Raw genomic sequence first — 16981 nt, forward strand, 5'->3', positions numbered from 1 at the left:
TTATCTGATAAAATAAGGATACAAAGAAAAGAGGTGGTAGTATGATCGATAAAATTGAAGAGATAATAAACCGTCATTCGAGTGAGCCGCTCGGGAAAAAACGTAAGTTTTCCGTCATGCTACCCCTGATCCAGCGTGACGGCGAGTGGCATATTTTGTATGAAGTAAGGAGCAAAAAGATTTCTCAACCAGGGGAAACGTCATTTCCAGGTGGTGCAGTAGAAGAAGGAGAAAATTTCCAGGAAGCAGCTATTCGCGAAACCATGGAAGAACTGAATGTGACACGGGAATGCATACATGTTATGGGCGAAATTGACTATATTGTTAATGAGTATGCGGTCATTCATTGTTTCGTGAGTAAATTAGATTTAGATTTTGAAGAAATTAATTTCAATGAAGAAGTTGCCTCGCTCTTTACGGTTCCAGTCCGGTACTTAATTGATCATCGTCCGACTTACTACGCTACCAAACTCTTGATGGAGCATCCAGAGGATTTCCCATATCACTTGATTCCTAATGGAAGGGACTATCGATTTAAAGCTGGGGAGCATCTAATCCCGTTTTACCAATTGAACGGTCATTCTCTTTGGGGCTATACTGCCAACATGACGGATCATTTTATTGAACTCATTACTGCTCCAGATGGGTTATTATGATAATATCTTAATATAGATATTTATTAAAAACTGGGAGGAAAGAGAATGTCTCAACAACCGACGCGTACATGTAATGAAACGCGGACAGTCCGTTCAGAAATTGTAGTAAACCGACACTTAAATGATAAAGATACCTACTATGGTGGGGATATAATGGCACATTTTGATAGTGCCGGAGGAGGAACGGTTTATAAATTTTTGCGAAAACCATCTTTTACTGCAACGGTAGATAATTTAACTTTTTTAAGTCCCGTCCACAAATCCGAGCAAATATATGTAGAGGCTTTTGTATCAGGGGCAGGTAAATCTTCGGTTGAGGTTTTTACAAAATTGGTTGCAACAGATTTAAAAACTTTTGAAAAACGTTTGGCAGCTTATTCTTTTTTAACTTATGTTATACAGGACCGCGACAATCCTGATTTTATCATGCCAAAGTTGGTGCCAGAATCGGATGAAGAAATCGCAATTTGTAGCGATTATGATATGCGTCGTAAAATTAACCTTGAAAAAAGAGAACACAATAAAATGATTCAAGAAAGCATCTCATTAAATCCTATTTGGGAACAATGAAAAATGCGAACTTCAGGAGATAAATCCCTTGAAGTTCGCATTTTTTTATTTTGAATCAATTTCAATCAACAAATCGCCTGCATCGATTCGGTCACCGTCAACCACATAAATTTGGTCGACAACACCGTTGATGTTCGAACGAATAGTCGTCTCCATCTTCATCGCTTCTGTGACAACAACCGGATTTCCTTTAGAAACCCGATCGCCTTTTTTGACCAGGACTTCCAGCACGGAACCTGGCATTGAAGCCCCGACATGTTCTTTGTTAGTTGGTTCAGCTTTTTTGCGAATGGCAGTAGTTGCAGTGATACTTGCATCCTTCACTTCGATTTCACGACCTTGACCGTTCAATTCGAAATAAAGAACACGGACACCCTCAGAATCTGGCTCACCGATTTGGTTAAGTTTAATAATCAGTGTTTTACCTTTTTCAATAACCACTTCAATTTGTTCACCTGTCCGCATACCATGGAAGAAGCTAGGTGTATCCAATTTAGTAACATCACCAAACTGATTGAAGTTTTCTGCGTAGCCTAAGAATATTTCTGGATACATCAAGTATCCTAATAAATCTTCTTCTGAAGAATCCCGCTTGATTTTATCAGACAATTCCATTTTTAAAGCCTCAAAATCAATTGGATCTCTTAAGCTGCCGGGTCTAACTGTTAACGGTTCCTCACCCTTAAGAATAATTTTTTGGAGTTCTTCTGGAAAACCACCAGTTGGCTGACCTAAATCACCCTTAAAGAAATTTACGACGGATTGTGGGTAATCGAAATCACGCCCGCGTTCATAGACGTCGTCCTCTGTTAATTTGTTTTGAACCATGAACAATGCCATGTCGCCAACTACCTTAGAAGAAGGGGTTACCTTAACGATGTCACCGAACATTTTGTTTACAGTGGCATACATGTCTTTAACAGTATCCCAACTTTCCTCAAGACCCACCGATTTTGCCTGTTGTTGGAGATTGGTATATTGACCACCCGGCATTTGGTGGTGGTAAACTTCTGTGGAAGTGGTATGAATACCCGTTTCAAAGTCCTCGTAATAAGCCCTGACATCTTCCCAATAGCGGTTGATTTTCTGAACATTTTCGATATTTAAATCAGGAGCATGCTCAGTTCCTTCTAAAGCGAAATACAGACTACTCATAGAAGGCTGACTTGTTGTTCCACTCATGGCACTTTGTGCAACGTCAACAATATCCACACCGGCCTTGATTGCCTCACTTAACGTAAAGATTCCATTTCCACTTGTATCATGTGTGTGAAGATGGATAGGAAGTGAAACAGTATCCTTCAATTCGCTGACCAAACGATAGGCAGCTTGGGGTTTTAACAATCCCGCCATATCTTTAATGGCAATGATATGAGCACCCATGTTCTCAAATTCTTTAGCCATTTGTTTATAATAATCAATTGTATATTTCGCTTGTTTGGGGTCATTTAAATCACCGGTGTAACAAATGGCTGCTTCGGCAATTTTATTGACATCCCGAACATACTGAATACTTTTTTCGATTTGGTCTGTCCAGTTTAAGCTATCAAACAAGCGGAAGACATCAATTCCATTTTCAGCTGCACCTTCAATGAAACGTTGTAAGGCGTTGTCAGGATAGTTTTGATAACCAACAGCATTTGAACCACGAAAGAGCATCTGGAATAGCGTATTAGGCATTTTCTGGCGCAATTTACGCAGACGCTCCCACGGGTCTTCATTCAAGAAGCGATAAGCCACATCAAAAGTAGCTCCTCCCCATAATTCATTCGAAAATAGTTGTGGCATGCCTTCTTGTGTAGCTTCGGCAATGTTTAGCAAATCATGGGTACGGACACGTGTCGCCAATAAACTTTGGTGAGCATCCCGAAAAGTTGTATCTGTCAATAGCACGTTTTTTTGATCTTTAATCCATTGACTGACTGCTTCAGGGCCTTGTTTATCCAACACCATTTTTGCTGTCACTAATTGCTTTTCTGGCAAATCTAAATGTTGCGGAAGACGCGGCTTCTCATAAAATTTCTTCGTTCCTCGTGCAATCCCTGGGAACCCGTTTACAGTAATGTTGCCTAAGTAGGCAAGCATTTTATTCCCGCGGTTTAATGTTTCAGGGAAAACAAATAGTTCAGGCGTCTCATCGATGAAGGTCGTCTTAGCATCGCCCGAAATAAATTCCGGATGTTGAATGACATTCTTCAGAAATGGAATATTTGTTTTTACTCCCCGAATTCTAAATTCCGTTAATGATCGTGTCATTTTTTTAATGGCATGATCGAAATCAGGACCTTGAACGCAAATCTTTACTAGTAAAGAATCAAAGAAAGGTGAAACAACAGTTCCCTGGAATCCATTTCCCGCATCCAGACGAATTCCAAACCCACCTGGCGAACGATAGGTATTGATTTTCCCCGTATCTGGGAAGAAATTATTCAAAGGATCTTCCGTGGTAATACGACATTGGATTGCCGCACCTATCAAAGGGATATCCGCTTGTTGAGGAATACCAATATCTTCATGCAGTTTTTTCCCGCGCGCAATTTCGATTTGTGCTTGCACGATATCAACACCTGTGATCATTTCTGTAATCGTATGTTCAACTTGTACGCGCGGATTTACTTCAATAAAGTAGAAGCGCTCACCTTCGACCAAGAACTCTACCGTTCCGGCGTTAACATAACCAACATGTTGCATCAAACGTAATGCTGCTTGACAGATTTGCTCACGTAAATAATCAGGCATGTTAATGCAAGGGGCGACTTCGACAACTTTTTGGTGGCGCCTTTGAACTGAACAATCCCGTTCATATAGATGAACGCAATTGCCATGTTCATCACCCAAAATTTGGACTTCAATATGTTTAGGATTTTGAATGTAGCGTTCCACATAAAGTTCATCATTTCCAAACGCTGACAAGGCTTCGCTCCGAGCTCTCTTAAATCCTTCAACAGCTTCTTCCACATTCCGCGCCACTCGCATGCCGCGGCCACCACCACCTAAAGCAGCCTTCATGATAATGGGATAACCATGTTGATCAGCAAAAGCTAATACTTCGTCAACGTTCGATACAGGGCCATCTGAACCTGGGATAGATTGAATGCCAGCCGCAATGGCAGCTGTTTTTGCTTTAATTTTATCTCCAAAGATATCTAAATGGTGCAATGTAGGTCCAATAAATTTAATGCCTTCTTCCTGACAACGTCTCGCAAAGTGGATATTTTCTGAAAGAAAACCATATCCTGGATGGATGGCGTCCGCACCAGCTTCTTTTGCAATTGTAATAATGCCTTCGATGTCTAAATAAGCATCAATTGGTTTTTTGCCTTTACCAACCAAATAGGCCTCATCTGCCTTAAAGCGGTGAACGGATCCTTCATCTTCTTGCGCGTAAATTCCGACTGTAGCTATTTCGAGTTCAGTCAAAGCACGGAAAATACGTATCGCAATTTCACCACGGTTGGCAACAAGTACTTTTTTCATAGGATCTCCTCCGTAAATTTTAATCATTCCCAAAAACAATTTTTCTATATTTATCAATGGTTTTAAAAAGAGTTTTCAAAATAAATCGTATAGATATTGAAAAAGTGATAGGGAATGCAATGCTAACACTATATGCTTAATTCTCATTGTTTTTTTAGTGTTTTCTTACTTACGTATTTTACAGTATTTTACGAAAGTCGCAATAGAAGATTGTCACCATATGGATAGTGCTTATTTAATCCATTATGCTAAAATGACAGTAACATGAGAAAAAGGAGTGAGGTTGTGGGTGAATTAAAGCAAACACCGCTATTCGGGTTTTATCAAGAACAAAAAATAAAGCTCGTTGATTTTGGTGGATGGGCAATGCCGATTCAATTCAGCGGAATTATGAAAGAGCACCAAGCAGTTCGTGAATCTGTGGGGATTTTCGACTGTTCTCATATGGGCGAGATTTTAGTGACGGGTCCAAATGCGGAGTCCTATTTGAATAGTTTGGTTTCCAACAATGTTTCGCGAATGACGGACGATTCTGTTCAATATAACGTTTTTTGTACGGAAAACGGCGGAGCGGTTGATGACGTCATGATTTACCGTTTTAATAGTGAAAAATTCTGGGTTGTCTGTAATGCATCCAACACAAATAAAGTTTGGAAGTGGATGCTAGATCACAAAAATACTGAAGACACTGAGCTTGATAATATCTCTCAACATATCGGTCTAATAGCAATACAGGGACCAAAAGCTGAAGAATCTCTACAAAAATTAACGGATTTTGATTTAGCAACCATTGGACGTCATAAATTCAATCAACAAGTGACGGTTTCTGATGTCAATAATATTATGATTTCTCGAACCGGTTATACAGGTGAAGATGGTTTTGAATTATATATACCTGCTGAAGATACTGAGGCAGTTTGGCGGGCATTGTTGGAGATTGGGACAACACCTTGTGGCTTGGGCTCCCGCGATACTTTACGTCTGGAAGCTGGCTTGCCCCTATATGGGCAAGATTTAAGCGAAAATATTTCCCCAATTATGGCGGGTGTTGGTTTTGCAGTTAAAACAAAAAAACAAATGCCTTTTTTGGGACAAGAAGCATTGAAACGCCAACGTGAAGAAGGAACGACTCATAAAATAGTCGGATTTGAAATGTTGGAACGTGGCATTCCCCGCCATGATTACAAAGTCCTTTCCGAAACAGGCGAAGAAATAGGCATCGTTACATCCGGTACACAATCCCCAACTTTACAAAAAGGTATCGGGATGGCATTGGTCAAAACTGAACACAGCCAAATTGGTACACACATTCAAATTGCTGTTCGTAACAAAAACGTCCCAGCACAAGTTGTAGAAAAACCATTTTATAAAAAAGCGTAGGAGGTAATGGAGATGGCAGAAACAAAAACATATTTCACAGAAGAACATGAATGGGTAAAGGTGGTTGAAGGTAATACTGTTCGTATTGGTATTACAGAGCATGCTCAGGAACAACTGGGAGACATCGTTTTTATTGATTTTGTTTCAGAGTTAGGTGAAGTATCAAAAGGTGATGATATTGTTACCGTAGAATCTGTAAAATCCGTTTCTGATGTGTATGCACCAGTATCAGGAGTCATTACGAAACAAAATGATGTCTTGAACGATGCACCAGAAACAGTAAACGAATCTGCAACAGACGAGGGCTGGATGATTGAAATGGAACTTTCCGACCTGGCTGAACTAGAAGAATTAATGGATTTAGCAGCATATGAGGCTTTTGTTGCTGAGGAGGAAAATTAATGACTGAAGAGTTCTTCCGTTACTTGCCTGATACCGAACAAGATATCATTGAAATGTTGGAAGAAATTGGTGTCGACACTGTAGCTGATTTGTTTGCTGATATTCCAGATAACATCCGGATGACAGAGGAGCTGCAAATACCTGATGCGATGGCTGAAGGGGAATTGCTCCGACACATGCAACGCCTATCAGGTAAAAATACAACAAGTACGCAAATGCCCATTTTCCTTGGAGCAGGGACATATGACCATGAAATTCCGAGTGTGGTGGATGCAGTCATTTCGCGTTCCGAATTTTTGACAGCCTATACGCCGTATCAACCGGAAGCTAGCCAAGGGGAATTACAGGCCATCTTTGAATTTCAGACCATGATCAGTGAATTAACGGGTATGGAAGTAACCAACTCCTCCCTTTACGACGGTGCAGCATCCTTGGGTGAGGCTGTGGGATTAGCACAAGCGGTAACGCGTAAGAAACGTATTCTCATTTCTGCAGGAGTTCATCCTCATGCGCGAGAAGTTGTGAGAACTGCGTCACCAGGACGTGGAAATGAAATCGTCGAAATTGCACTCGAAAAAGATCTGACAAATCTCGATATTCTTCAAGATGAGCTGGACGAAAATACAGCTGCGGTAGTCGTTCAATATCCAAATTTCTTTGGTACAATTGAAGATTTGGCAGCCATTAAAGCCTTGTTGGAAGGAACCAAAGCGAAACTGATCGTCATGGCCAATCCGCTTGCGCTAGCTTTACTGGAAGCGCCAGGGAATTTAGGAGCAGACATTGTTGTCGGAGATACGCAACCATTTGGCTTACCAATGTCATATGGTGGACCACATTGTGGCTATTTCTCGGTTAATAAAGCGGATATCCGTAAAGTACCGGGCCGTATGGTTGGGGAAACGATTGACCAGGATGGTAAACGTGGTTTTGTATTGACTTTACAAAGTCGTGAACAACATATTCGTCGTGAAAAGGCAACATCCTACATGAGTTCCAATCAAGCCTTGAATGCACTTGCTTCTGCAGTGGCGATGGCATCACTAGGTAAACAAGGTGTTAGGGAAATGGCACAGTTAAATATAAATAAAGCAGGTTATTTAGCTGATCAATTAGTGGCTCATGGCCTCAAGGTATTTAATGAAGGACCGTTCTTCAACGAATTTGTGGTTGAATTGAATGTTACTGCCGAAGAAGCTAATAAACGTTTATTGGATGCAGGTATCATCGGTGGCTACTCGTTGGCAAATGATTACAATCTACCCAACCATCTTCTCGTTTGTGCAACTGAGAAACGGACGAAAGAAGAGATTGACCAGTTTGTAACTGCTTTAGGAGGTGTTTGGGCATGAACGAAGTAAATCCAATTATTTTTGAATTAAGTCGCGAAAACCGAGTGGGCTACAGTTTCCCAAAATCAGATGTTCCTGTAGGAAAGTTACCTGAACATGTCTTGCGTAGAGAACCAGCACGTTTGCCCGAAATTAGTGAGTTGCAGTTAATGCGTCATTATACGCGCCTTTCACAAGACAATTTTGGTATTGAGAATGGATTTTATCCACTGGGCTCCTGTACGATGAAATATAACCCAAAAATTAACGAAGTGACGGCACGATTGGATGGATTTGCCAATATTCATCCCTTCCAACCGCTTGAACATGTGCAAGGTGCTCTGCAATTGATGCATGAATTGCAGGATGATTTGAAAGTCATTACGGGAATGGATGCCGTTTCTTTGCAACCGGCAGCTGGCGCCCATGGTGAGTGGACGGGCTTAATGATGGTACGTGCTTATCATGAGAAAAATGGCGACACGAAACGTACGAAAGTTATCGTACCTGACAGTGCTCACGGAACAAATCCCTCAAGTGCACATATCGCTGGCTATGATGTAATCAGTATTCCTACAAATGCGGAAGGGCTGGTTGATGTAGAGGCTTTAAGAGCAAAAGTGGGGGAAGATACGGCAGCTTTGATGCTTACGAACCCAAGTACGCTTGGGCTGTTTGAAAAAGATATCGTGGCGATTGCTGATATCGTCCATGAAGCAGGGGGCTTGGTTTATTATGACGGAGCGAACCTCAATGCCATCATGGCAAAAACCTCCCCAGGTTTAATGGGCTTTGATATTGTCCACTTGAATCTTCATAAAACGTTCAGTACACCGCATGGTGGCGGGGGGCCTGGAGCTGGTCCGGTTGGAGTGAAAGAACACATTATTCCGTTCCTACCGGTTCCACGGGTAGAAAAAACAGATAAGGGATACACGTTAAACTCCGATTATCCAGAATCTATTGGACGCGTTAAGAATTATTACGGAAACTTTGGGGTTTTGGTCCGCGCCTACACGTATATTCGTACGATGGGACCGATTGGACTACGCAAAGTATCCGAAAGTGCCGTTCTACATGCAAACTATCTGGCAAAACGGCTAAAAACAGCCTATGACTTACCATATGATCAAATATGTAAACATGAGTTCGTATTATCCGGTAAGTTACAAAAGAAACAGGGAGTCCGTACTTTGGATATTGCCAAACGTCTATTGGACTATGGTTTCTATGCACCTACCGTTTATTTCCCATTGATTGTTGAAGAGGCGATGATGATTGAGCCTACCGAAACAGAATCCAAGCAAATGCTGGATGAATTTATTGATGTAATGCTGAAAATCGCTGAAGAAGTAGTTGAAACGCCAGAATTGGTTATTGAAGCACCACACAATAAACCAGTCCGTCGTTTGGATGAAGTGCGAGCCGCAAGACAAATCAAAGTAAATTATTTCGCTGAATAATATCGGCTAAACCACGACGGATTGAGGTTCGTCGTGGTTCTTTTAATGACTATTTTAAATAAAAACTCCAGTTTTTGTAAAACCATCACTATATCTATATAATAAATACAAACGTTAAAGAAGAAAGGGAAGATCCCTATGGCAAGAGAAAAAAAACATATACCCGGTGTTATTTCCAGTTTAAGAAAAGACATCGTCGAAGTTCCAGAAGTTATTACAAAATGTAGTGGAATTAACATCAATGGCCGTAAATTAAAGTCATTTTTATTCACAACGGATATTGCCATTATTTGCAACAATGATGCAGATGCAATTTTAGCTGTTTATTCCTTTACGCCCCATCCTGGTATTATTCAGGCTATTGCGTCTGCTGCGCCAGTACCAGTAGTAGCAGGTGTAGGGGGTGGCTTGACTCATGGTCCTCGTTCAGCAAATATTAGCCTTTTTGCAGAGTCTCTAGGGTCGATTGCGGTTGTTGTGAATGCACCGACACCGATTGCAACCATTAAATTAATTAATGATACAGTCGACGTTCCCGTTATCGCAACCATTGTGTCCGAAGCGAATGATATTCAGTCCCGTCTGGACGCAGGCGCGGATATTTTAAATGTGAGTGGCGGCGCTAATACAGTGAATCTTGTAAAAAAAATCCGGGAAGATTTCCCTAATGTGCCGATAATCGCAACAGGGGGTAAAACGGATGAAGATATCCTCGCGACGATTGAAGCCGGTGCTAATGCAATTTCCTATACACCACCAAGTGTGACAGAGTTATTCAAGAAAAAAATGGATATCTATCGGAACGAAATCAAGGATAAATAAGCGGGAGGAAAGAAACTTATGAAGACTGAGAATGTAGATACGTATATTGCGGGTTTTCCAGCCGATATTCAAGCGATTTTAGAAAAAATTCGGACCATTATTTTGGAAGAAGCACCAAACTCAGTAGAGAAAATAAGTTACCAAATGCCTACCTATTGGCAAGGGGAAAATCTCGTTCACTTTGCGGCGTTCAAGGAACATATTGGACTCTATCCCACTCCAAGTGGTATTCGTTCCTTTGATGAAGAGTTAAAACCTTATAAACACGCAAAGGGTTCAATCCAATTTCCTTTGACTAAACCGATTCCGTATGACCTGATTCGAAAAATCGTGAAGTATCGTTTAGAAGAAGTGAACAAATCAATAAAAGATTAGACTAGAATAATGGTATGTGGATAAGATTGAGGAGAGATAGCATGTTCTTGGAAAAAATACATCACGTGGCAATTATTGCCTCCGACTATGAAAAATCGAAACACTTTTATACACAGATTTTAGAATTACCGATTTTACGCGAAAATTATCGCAAGGAACGCGATTCATATAAGCTAGATTTGCAATTAGGGGATAGTGAAATTGAATTATTCTCTTTTCCGAATCCGCCGGAAAGGCCATCGACACCGGAAGCTGTTGGCTTGCGCCATCTCTGTTTTTACACATCGGATGTTGAGGCTGCTGTCAGAGAGCTTGAGGCTAAAGGGGTTCCTTGCGAACCCATTCGAATAGATGCGTACACAGACAAAAAATTCACATTTTTCCGTGATCCAGATGGCTTACCTTTAGAATTACATGAATAATAAGCGACAGAGACTGAATTTCAGTCTCTTTTTCTATAAGTTTATTTTTAAAAAGCCATTTTAATTTAACTGTGAAAGCGATTACGCTAAAATGAGATTGTAGTATATCTTTACTAATATAGAAGGAGGAAAGAATAGATATGGCAAAGTATATATTAGCAATAGATCAAGGTACAACCAGTACGCGGGCAATTCTTTTTGATCATGAGGGTAACCCTAAATGGCAATCCCAACAAGACATTGAGCAATATTTCCCGGAACCTGGCTGGGTGGAACATGATGCCAATGAGATTTGGATCAAGACATTGCAAGTTATTGCGGGCGTAATGATAGAAGGGGGCGTAAAACCTTCCGAACTTGATAGTATCGGAATAACCAACCAACGCGAAACGACGGTTGTGTGGGATAAAGAAACAGGCGAGCCGATTCACAAAGCGATTGTCTGGCAATCAAAGCAAACCTCAGGTATAGCCGATCAACTTATTTCTGATGGTTATAAAGATAAAATATTAAGTAAAACAGGTCTTGTTATTGACTCCTATTTTTCTGCCACAAAAGTGAAATTCATCCTGGATAAAGTTGAGGGATCTAGAGAGAGAGCAAAAAAAGGCGAAATTTTGTTTGGGACAATTGACACATGGCTGTTATGGAAATTAACAGGTGGAAAAGTTCATGCAACTGACTACTCCAATGCCAGTCGAACGATGATGTATAATATTTACGATTTAAAATGGGATGAAGAGATTTTAGAGTTATTGGATATTCCAAGTGAAATGTTACCGGAAGTTCGTTCATCGTCGGAAGTTTATGGAAAATCGATGCCGGAAGTTTTCTTCGATACCGCAGTGCCTGTCGCAGGAATGGCAGGTGACCAACAAGCTGCTCTATTTGGCCAAACGGCTTTTGAAAAAGGGATGGTTAAAAACACCTATGGAACAGGAGCTTTTATTATCATGAATACGGGCGAAGAACCGATTAAATCAGATAACGGTTTATTGACGACTCTGGCTTATGGTATTAATGGTAAAGTCTATTATGCTCTTGAGGGTAGTATCTTCGTGGCTGGTTCAGCTATTCAATGGCTAAGGGACGGTATGAGAATGTTCCGCCAATCACCACAATCAGAAGAGTATGCTACCAAAGTTGATTCAACCGATAATGTATATGTGGTTCCCGCTTTTACGGGATTAGGTGCACCGCACTGGGACCAAGATGTTAGGGGTGCCGTTTTTGGTCTAACCCGGGGGACAACAAAAGAACACTTTATTCGTGCGACACTTGAATCATTGGCTTATCAAACACGGGATGTCCTGGATACGATGGTAGCAGATTCCGGAATTGAGATCCCTATCTTACGAGTCGATGGTGGTGCGGCCATGAATGATTTCTTGATGCAATTCCAGGCTGACATTTTGGATGTAACCATTGAGCGTTCTAAAATAAGTGAAACGACAGCATTGGGTGCTGCCTATTTAGCAGGTCTGGCTACAGGTTTCTGGAAAGACCAAAGCGAGATTAAAAAATATTGGGAGAAAGATGCAACCTTCGAACCGCAGATTTCAGAAGAAAAAAGAGAGGATTTATATGCCGGTTGGAAAAATGCTGTAGAAGCTGCGAAGGTATTCCGTCATAAACCCCGTAAGGAGAATGAATAATGAAACTCTCGGCACATACACGTCTAGATAATCTAAAATACTTACAAGAAAATGAGTTGGATATTCTTGTGATTGGAGGCGGTATAACCGGAGCGGGTATTGCCCTTCATGGTAGTTTAAAAGGCTTGAAAATCGGATTGATTGAAATGCAGGATTTCGCTGCAGGTACATCTAGTCGTTCAACAAAACTCGTCCATGGTGGCTTACGTTATTTGAAAAACTTCGAAGTAGAGCTGGTAGCAAATGTGGCGCGTGAACGGGCGATTATTCATCATAATGCACCGCATATCGTACAGCCTCGAAAGATGTTATTACCTGTTTATGAGGAGCCAGGCGCCTCCTTCAATGATTTTTCAGCCGAAATAGTTCTTGATTTATATGATAAACTCGGTGAAGTGACGGATGATTGGCGTCATTCCTTCATTTCTAAGGAAAAAGTTTTGGAAGATGCACCTGGTCTCAGAAAAGAAGGGTTACTCAAAGGTGGTCTTTATTTGGACTACTTAAATGACGATGCACGTTTGACGATTAGTATATTGAAATCCGCACATTATAACGGGGCAAAAATAGCAAACTACGTAAAAGCAGTCGGGTTTATTTATGGTGATGATAAACAAATCAAAGGAATCAAGGCAGTGGATCAATTAACTGAAGAAGCGTTTTCCATCCATGCAAAAATTGTGGTGAATGCTACAGGGCCTTGGTCTGATGAAACACGAAATATGCAAAAATCCAGACAGACTGATCGGATGCTCCCGACAAAAGGGGTACACTTTGTTGTAGACGGTAATCGTCTTCCAGTCAGACGTACGATTTATACCGATTCTGGCTTAGAAGATAATCGGATGATTTTTATCATTCCAAGAAAAGGTAAAACCTATTTCGGTACGACCGATACACCATATAAAGGTGACCTCCTGGAACCGAAAGTTACCCAAGAAGACGTCGATTATTTACTGGAAGCAATTAATTTTCGCTTTCCAGATGCACATTTAACCATAGATGATATTGAAACTGCGTGGTCTGGACTACGTCCATTAATACAGCCAGAAGGTGCCAAAAGTCCATCGGAAATTTCGCGTGAACATGAGATTTTTGTTTCAGAAGAAGGGCTTGTGACCATCGGAGGCGGAAAGTTAACGGATTACCGCCTCATGGCAGAAGACACTTTTGTGGTAATCGATGCGTTACTGGATGATGCTGTTCCTGAAGTTGATTCAGAAAGAGTCCATTTGTCAGGTGGAGAAATTAAAGAAGGGCATTCGTTCGAAGAATATCGTCTACCAGCTGTTAGAATAGGGCAAGCAGCAGGTTTAAGTGAAAGAGATGCAGTTGATTTAGTGAACTGGTATGGAACAGATGCTGAAAAAGTATTCAGCGGTATGGAAAAAATAAAAAATAGTCGCTTACCGGTTAAAGATGCTTTGTCTTTGCAGTATGCGATGGAATACGAAATGACTCTCACTTTGGAAGATTATTTTCTCAGAAGAGTTGATACCTTGCTATTTGAATTTGACCGCATGAGAGTGTTAGTGACTCCTGCGTTAGAACAGATGACAGCTTTCTATCAATGGGATGAGGAGAAACAGCAGACAGAAAAGGAAAAAGTTCTCTTGGCAATCGAGCAAGCCCATTTAACGGAATTGAGATGAGGAGTGTAATATAAATGGACGCAACATTCATTCAAGAACTTTTAGGTGAATTTATCGGAACAGCCATTCTGGTTTTACTGGGGGATGGTGTTGTTGCAGGAGATGTATTGAAAAAAACCAAATCTAATGGAACCGGCTGGGTTCTCATCACATTTGGTTGGGGACTCGCTGTTACAATTGCCGTCTTTTCCTCAGGATTCCTTTCTCCAGCACACCTTAATCCTGCCGTAACCTTAGGGATGGCAATTACCGGAAATACGCCATGGTCATCAGTGATTCCTTATGTTCTTGCCCAAGTGGCGGGAGGATTTATCGGAGCAACATTGGTTTGGATTCATTATAGACCACATTTTGCTGAAACTGATGACTCTGGCTTGATACTGGCGGTGTTCTCCACTGGTCCAGCAATCAGAGATACTGTCTCTAATTTGATTAGTGAAATTATCGGAACCATGATGTTAGTATTTGGGTTATTGTCTTTTGGTCGCGCAACTTTTGCTGATAGTTTGAATCCTTTGGTAGTTGGGTTGTTAATTGTTTCAATCGGAATGTCTTTAGGGGGAACGACAGGTTATGCAATCAACCCAGCCCGAGATCTCGGCCCACGTATTGCGCATCAAATCTTGCCTATTGCCAACAAAGGTGATTCAGATTGGGGTTATTCATGGGTACCCGTAGTAGGACCATTAGTGGGTGGAGCACTGGCTGCTATTTTGTATATGTTGATACCTTAAGCGAAAGAAAACAAGAAAAAGCCTCGTACCGCGTACGAGGCTTTTTCTCATCCGCTATTTAATGATTAAGGGTGTGAGTTGCTCATTAATGGCACTTAAGTCCACATCCACCTGGACTAAAGATGCAGCTGTATAAGCCCCCTCAATAAAAGCTGTTTCGTTTAAGATTACTTCTTTTTCAGTCATTTCCATGGCCAATTCCAAATTCATTTTTGCACTGCCTAAATCATAGAAAGCTAGAATCGTTGATTCTTCAAAGGACGCAATTCCTGCTGAAATTCGTTCAAAACTCGTGCCAATTTCACCCTCATCTGTACCACCGACTGCCACTATGGTAACATCTGCAGCGATTTGATCTAAAAGCATGGCCAAGCCTTCCGCAATTTCCTTTACGTGAGAAATAAGTAAAATACCATAATTTTTACTCATCCAATACACCTGCTTTTAGTAAAGCTTCAAAGAGATAAACGCTCGATTGCGCACCTGGGTCTAGATGTCCAATTGAACGATCACCCAGATAAGAAGCTCTTCCTTTCGTTGCTTTGATGTCTTTTGTTTTTTCTAATGCATCTTGTAGTAAGGGGACAGTTAATTCACCCGACTGGATTGCTTCAGTGGCAGGTGACCATACATCTACCATCGTTTTTTCTCCCACATCCGCTTTACCACGTTTCTGAATGCCTTCAAGTCCTGCATTAAATATTTCAGTAAAATTATCGCTTTCTTTAGCGACCTTAGCCATATTTATAAAAGCTGAGCCATATAGAGGTCCCGATGCACCGCCTACTTTGCTGACAAGGGTCATGCCAACATCTTTGAATAAGTCAGCAGGATTGTCGTAGTTTGATTCCGCTAATTTTTCTTTAATGGCACTGACACCTCGGTTCATGTTGCTACCATGATCGCCGTCACCGATTGCGGTATCGAGATCATTGAGTATGTTTTTATTGTCTGCTACTTTTTCAATAAATAGATACATCCACTGGGTCATTTTATCAATCTTAGTCATCTTTTTCCTCCTTACCAAGAAATCGTTTCGACGGGACTGTTTAAATATTCTAACCATTTTGAATTTGTAAGCTTAATTAGTGTCAAGGATAGGCCTTCCATATCGATAGAAGTCATATAGTCGCCAACTTTTCGGAATGATAGCGTCAATCCTTCTTGGTCTTGGAGTAACTGTCTCACATCATTCATAAATACAAATTGCTCCATCAAAGGCGTTCCACCCATGCCATTAACCAGTACAGCAAATTCATCACCTTTGTTCCATTGATATTCTTTTTTTAATTTTTCGACTAACTCTTTCGCTAGGTCTTTCGAAGGCTGTATTTTTTCTCGTCGATAACCTGGCTCACCATGAATGCCGACACCAAACTCTATTTCATCATCACCAATTTCGAAGCCTGGTTTTCCTACCTCTGGGTTGGTTGCAGGCGATAGCGCAACACCGATTGATTTGATTTGGGGAATCAACTCATCGGCTAATGATTTGATTTCAGAAAGAGACAATCCTTCTTCGGCTGCGGCCCCCAAAATCTTGTGTACTAAAACAGTTCCCGCGATGCCCCGTTTTCCAGCTGTATAAGTACTGTTTTCAACCGCAATATCATCATCAACGATAACAAAATCAACCGCTATATCTTCGATTTCCGCAAGTTCTTTTGCCATATCAAAATTCATGACATCCCCGGAATAGTTCTTGATAATCATAAAAACGCCGTTACCTTCGTCACTTGCTTTTATTCCTTCTAAAACCTGATCCGGTGTCGGAGACGTAAAGACTTGGCCTGCTACCGCTGCGGATAACATCCCTTTGCCAACGAAACCAGCATGAGAAGGTTCATGACCGCTACCGCCTCCACTGACTAACCCGACTTTCCCGTTAGGTGGGAACTTTCTATGGATAACGGTTGTACCCGGCACACGCTCTACGATAGATTCATAGGCAAATACAAGTCCATCCAGCATTTCGTTGACGACTTGTTCTGGCTGGTTAATAATTTTCTTCATTTTTATTCCTCCCAAAACTATTTTTCGTA

16 protein-coding genes are annotated in these 16981 nt (G+C 41.1%); 12 read left to right on the forward strand and 4 right to left on the reverse strand.

The window, feature by feature from the left end; translation table 11 throughout:
- Nucleotides 1–41: 41 nt before the first annotated feature.
- Nucleotides 42–656, forward strand: a complete 615-nt coding sequence (locus ACTU7M_RS02920) for an NUDIX hydrolase (RefSeq protein ID WP_443472878.1) — start codon at nt 42–44, stop codon at nt 654–656.
- 45 nt (nt 657–701) lie between these two features.
- A complete protein-coding gene (locus ACTU7M_RS02925) occupies nt 702–1226 on the forward strand; it encodes an acyl-CoA thioesterase (RefSeq protein ID WP_443472879.1) in 525 nt (174 codons plus the stop codon).
- A 45-nt stretch (nt 1227–1271) separates the two neighbouring features.
- Here the strand turns inward: ACTU7M_RS02925 and ACTU7M_RS02930 are convergent, their stop codons facing one another.
- Nucleotides 1272–4703 carry a pyruvate carboxylase gene (locus ACTU7M_RS02930; protein WP_443472880.1) on the reverse strand — a complete coding sequence of 1144 codons (3432 nt, stop codon included), beginning with the start codon at nt 4701–4703 and terminating at the stop codon, nt 1272–1274.
- A 285-nt stretch (nt 4704–4988) separates the two neighbouring features.
- Between ACTU7M_RS02930 and gcvT the strand changes: the two genes are divergently transcribed.
- The 10 genes from gcvT (at nt 4989) to ACTU7M_RS02980 (ending at nt 14939) form a co-directional block, all read left to right on the forward strand.
- Nucleotides 4989–6083: a glycine cleavage system aminomethyltransferase GcvT gene (gcvT, locus tag ACTU7M_RS02935; protein ID WP_443472881.1), complete on the forward strand. Its 1095-nt coding sequence runs from the start codon at nt 4989–4991 to the stop codon at nt 6081–6083.
- Between the two features lie 12 nt (nt 6084–6095).
- On the forward strand, nt 6096–6485 hold the full coding sequence (gcvH, locus tag ACTU7M_RS02940; protein ID WP_443472882.1) for a glycine cleavage system protein GcvH: 390 nt from the start codon (nt 6096–6098) through the stop codon (nt 6483–6485).
- A complete protein-coding gene (gcvPA, locus tag ACTU7M_RS02945) occupies nt 6485–7837 on the forward strand; it encodes an aminomethyl-transferring glycine dehydrogenase subunit GcvPA (protein ID WP_443472883.1) in 1353 nt (450 codons plus the stop codon). Before gcvH ends, gcvPA begins: the two co-directional genes overlap by 1 nt.
- On the forward strand, nt 7834–9279 hold the full coding sequence (gene gcvPB, locus ACTU7M_RS02950; RefSeq protein ID WP_443472884.1) for an aminomethyl-transferring glycine dehydrogenase subunit GcvPB: 1446 nt from the start codon (nt 7834–7836) through the stop codon (nt 9277–9279). The genes gcvPA and gcvPB overlap by 4 nt, the downstream gene beginning before the upstream one ends.
- A gap of 138 nt (nt 9280–9417) precedes the next feature.
- On the forward strand, nt 9418–10101 hold the full coding sequence (locus tag ACTU7M_RS02955) for a hydrolase (RefSeq protein ID WP_443472885.1): 684 nt from the start codon (nt 9418–9420) through the stop codon (nt 10099–10101).
- An 18-nt stretch (nt 10102–10119) separates the two neighbouring features.
- Nucleotides 10120–10476 carry an iron chaperone gene (locus ACTU7M_RS02960; protein ID WP_443472886.1) on the forward strand — a complete coding sequence of 119 codons (357 nt, stop codon included), beginning with the start codon at nt 10120–10122 and terminating at the stop codon, nt 10474–10476.
- Nucleotides 10477–10517: 41 nt separating this feature from the next.
- Nucleotides 10518–10898 carry an SMU1112c/YaeR family gloxylase I-like metalloprotein gene (gloA2, locus tag ACTU7M_RS02965; protein ID WP_443472887.1) on the forward strand — a complete coding sequence of 127 codons (381 nt, stop codon included), beginning with the start codon at nt 10518–10520 and terminating at the stop codon, nt 10896–10898.
- A 140-nt stretch (nt 10899–11038) separates the two neighbouring features.
- Nucleotides 11039–12553: a glycerol kinase GlpK gene (gene glpK / locus ACTU7M_RS02970; RefSeq protein WP_443472888.1), complete on the forward strand. Its 1515-nt coding sequence runs from the start codon at nt 11039–11041 to the stop codon at nt 12551–12553.
- Entirely contained in the window at nt 12553–14205 is a 1653-nt protein-coding gene (locus ACTU7M_RS02975; protein ID WP_443472889.1) for an FAD-dependent oxidoreductase, read from the forward strand. Before glpK ends, ACTU7M_RS02975 begins: the two co-directional genes overlap by 1 nt.
- Before the next feature lie 14 nt (nt 14206–14219).
- Complete coding sequence (locus ACTU7M_RS02980; RefSeq protein WP_443472890.1) at nt 14220–14939, forward strand: MIP/aquaporin family protein; 720 nt, start codon at nt 14220–14222, stop codon at nt 14937–14939.
- Nucleotides 14940–14993: 54 nt separating this feature from the next.
- Here the strand turns inward: ACTU7M_RS02980 and dhaM are convergent, their stop codons facing one another.
- From dhaM to dhaK, 3 genes are read right to left on the reverse strand one after another with little or no spacing between them, the layout of a single operon-like run.
- Entirely contained in the window at nt 14994–15368 is a 375-nt protein-coding gene (gene dhaM, locus ACTU7M_RS02985) for a dihydroxyacetone kinase phosphoryl donor subunit DhaM (RefSeq protein WP_443472891.1), read from the reverse strand.
- Complete coding sequence (gene dhaL, locus ACTU7M_RS02990) at nt 15361–15948, reverse strand: dihydroxyacetone kinase subunit DhaL (RefSeq protein WP_443472892.1); 588 nt, start codon at nt 15946–15948, stop codon at nt 15361–15363. Before dhaL ends, dhaM begins: the two co-directional genes overlap by 8 nt.
- A gap of 11 nt (nt 15949–15959) precedes the next feature.
- Nucleotides 15960–16952: a dihydroxyacetone kinase subunit DhaK gene (gene dhaK / locus ACTU7M_RS02995; protein WP_443472893.1), complete on the reverse strand. Its 993-nt coding sequence runs from the start codon at nt 16950–16952 to the stop codon at nt 15960–15962.
- Nucleotides 16953–16981 lie beyond the last annotated feature (29 nt).

Source organism: Jeotgalibaca sp. A122, from assembly GCF_052266715.1.
Taxonomy (GTDB): domain Bacteria; phylum Bacillota; class Bacilli; order Lactobacillales; family Aerococcaceae; genus Jeotgalibaca.

Coding starts and splice junctions, on each gene's coding strand:
- ACTU7M_RS02975 (WP_443472889.1), top strand. CDS start 12,553: ATGAAACTCTCGGCACATACACGTCTAGATAATCTAAAATACTTACAA.
- ACTU7M_RS02960 (WP_443472886.1), top strand. CDS start 10,120: ATGAAGACTGAGAATGTAGATACGTATATTGCGGGTTTTCCAGCCGAT.
- ACTU7M_RS02980 (WP_443472890.1), top strand. CDS start 14,220: ATGGACGCAACATTCATTCAAGAACTTTTAGGTGAATTTATCGGAACA.
- gcvH (WP_443472882.1), top strand. CDS start 6,096: ATGGCAGAAACAAAAACATATTTCACAGAAGAACATGAATGGGTAAAG.
- ACTU7M_RS02955 (WP_443472885.1), top strand. CDS start 9,418: ATGGCAAGAGAAAAAAAACATATACCCGGTGTTATTTCCAGTTTAAGA.
- dhaK (WP_443472893.1), bottom strand. CDS start 16,952: ATGAAGAAAATTATTAACCAGCCAGAACAAGTCGTCAACGAAATGCTG.
- dhaM (WP_443472891.1), bottom strand. CDS start 15,368: ATGAGTAAAAATTATGGTATTTTACTTATTTCTCACGTAAAGGAAATT.
- ACTU7M_RS02930 (WP_443472880.1), bottom strand. CDS start 4,703: ATGAAAAAAGTACTTGTTGCCAACCGTGGTGAAATTGCGATACGTATT.
- ACTU7M_RS02920 (WP_443472878.1), top strand. CDS start 42: ATGATCGATAAAATTGAAGAGATAATAAACCGTCATTCGAGTGAGCCG.
- ACTU7M_RS02925 (WP_443472879.1), top strand. CDS start 702: ATGTCTCAACAACCGACGCGTACATGTAATGAAACGCGGACAGTCCGT.
- gcvPB (WP_443472884.1), top strand. CDS start 7,834: ATGAACGAAGTAAATCCAATTATTTTTGAATTAAGTCGCGAAAACCGA.
- dhaL (WP_443472892.1), bottom strand. CDS start 15,948: ATGACTAAGATTGATAAAATGACCCAGTGGATGTATCTATTTATTGAA.
- gloA2 (WP_443472887.1), top strand. CDS start 10,518: ATGTTCTTGGAAAAAATACATCACGTGGCAATTATTGCCTCCGACTAT.
- gcvPA (WP_443472883.1), top strand. CDS start 6,485: ATGACTGAAGAGTTCTTCCGTTACTTGCCTGATACCGAACAAGATATC.
- glpK (WP_443472888.1), top strand. CDS start 11,039: ATGGCAAAGTATATATTAGCAATAGATCAAGGTACAACCAGTACGCGG.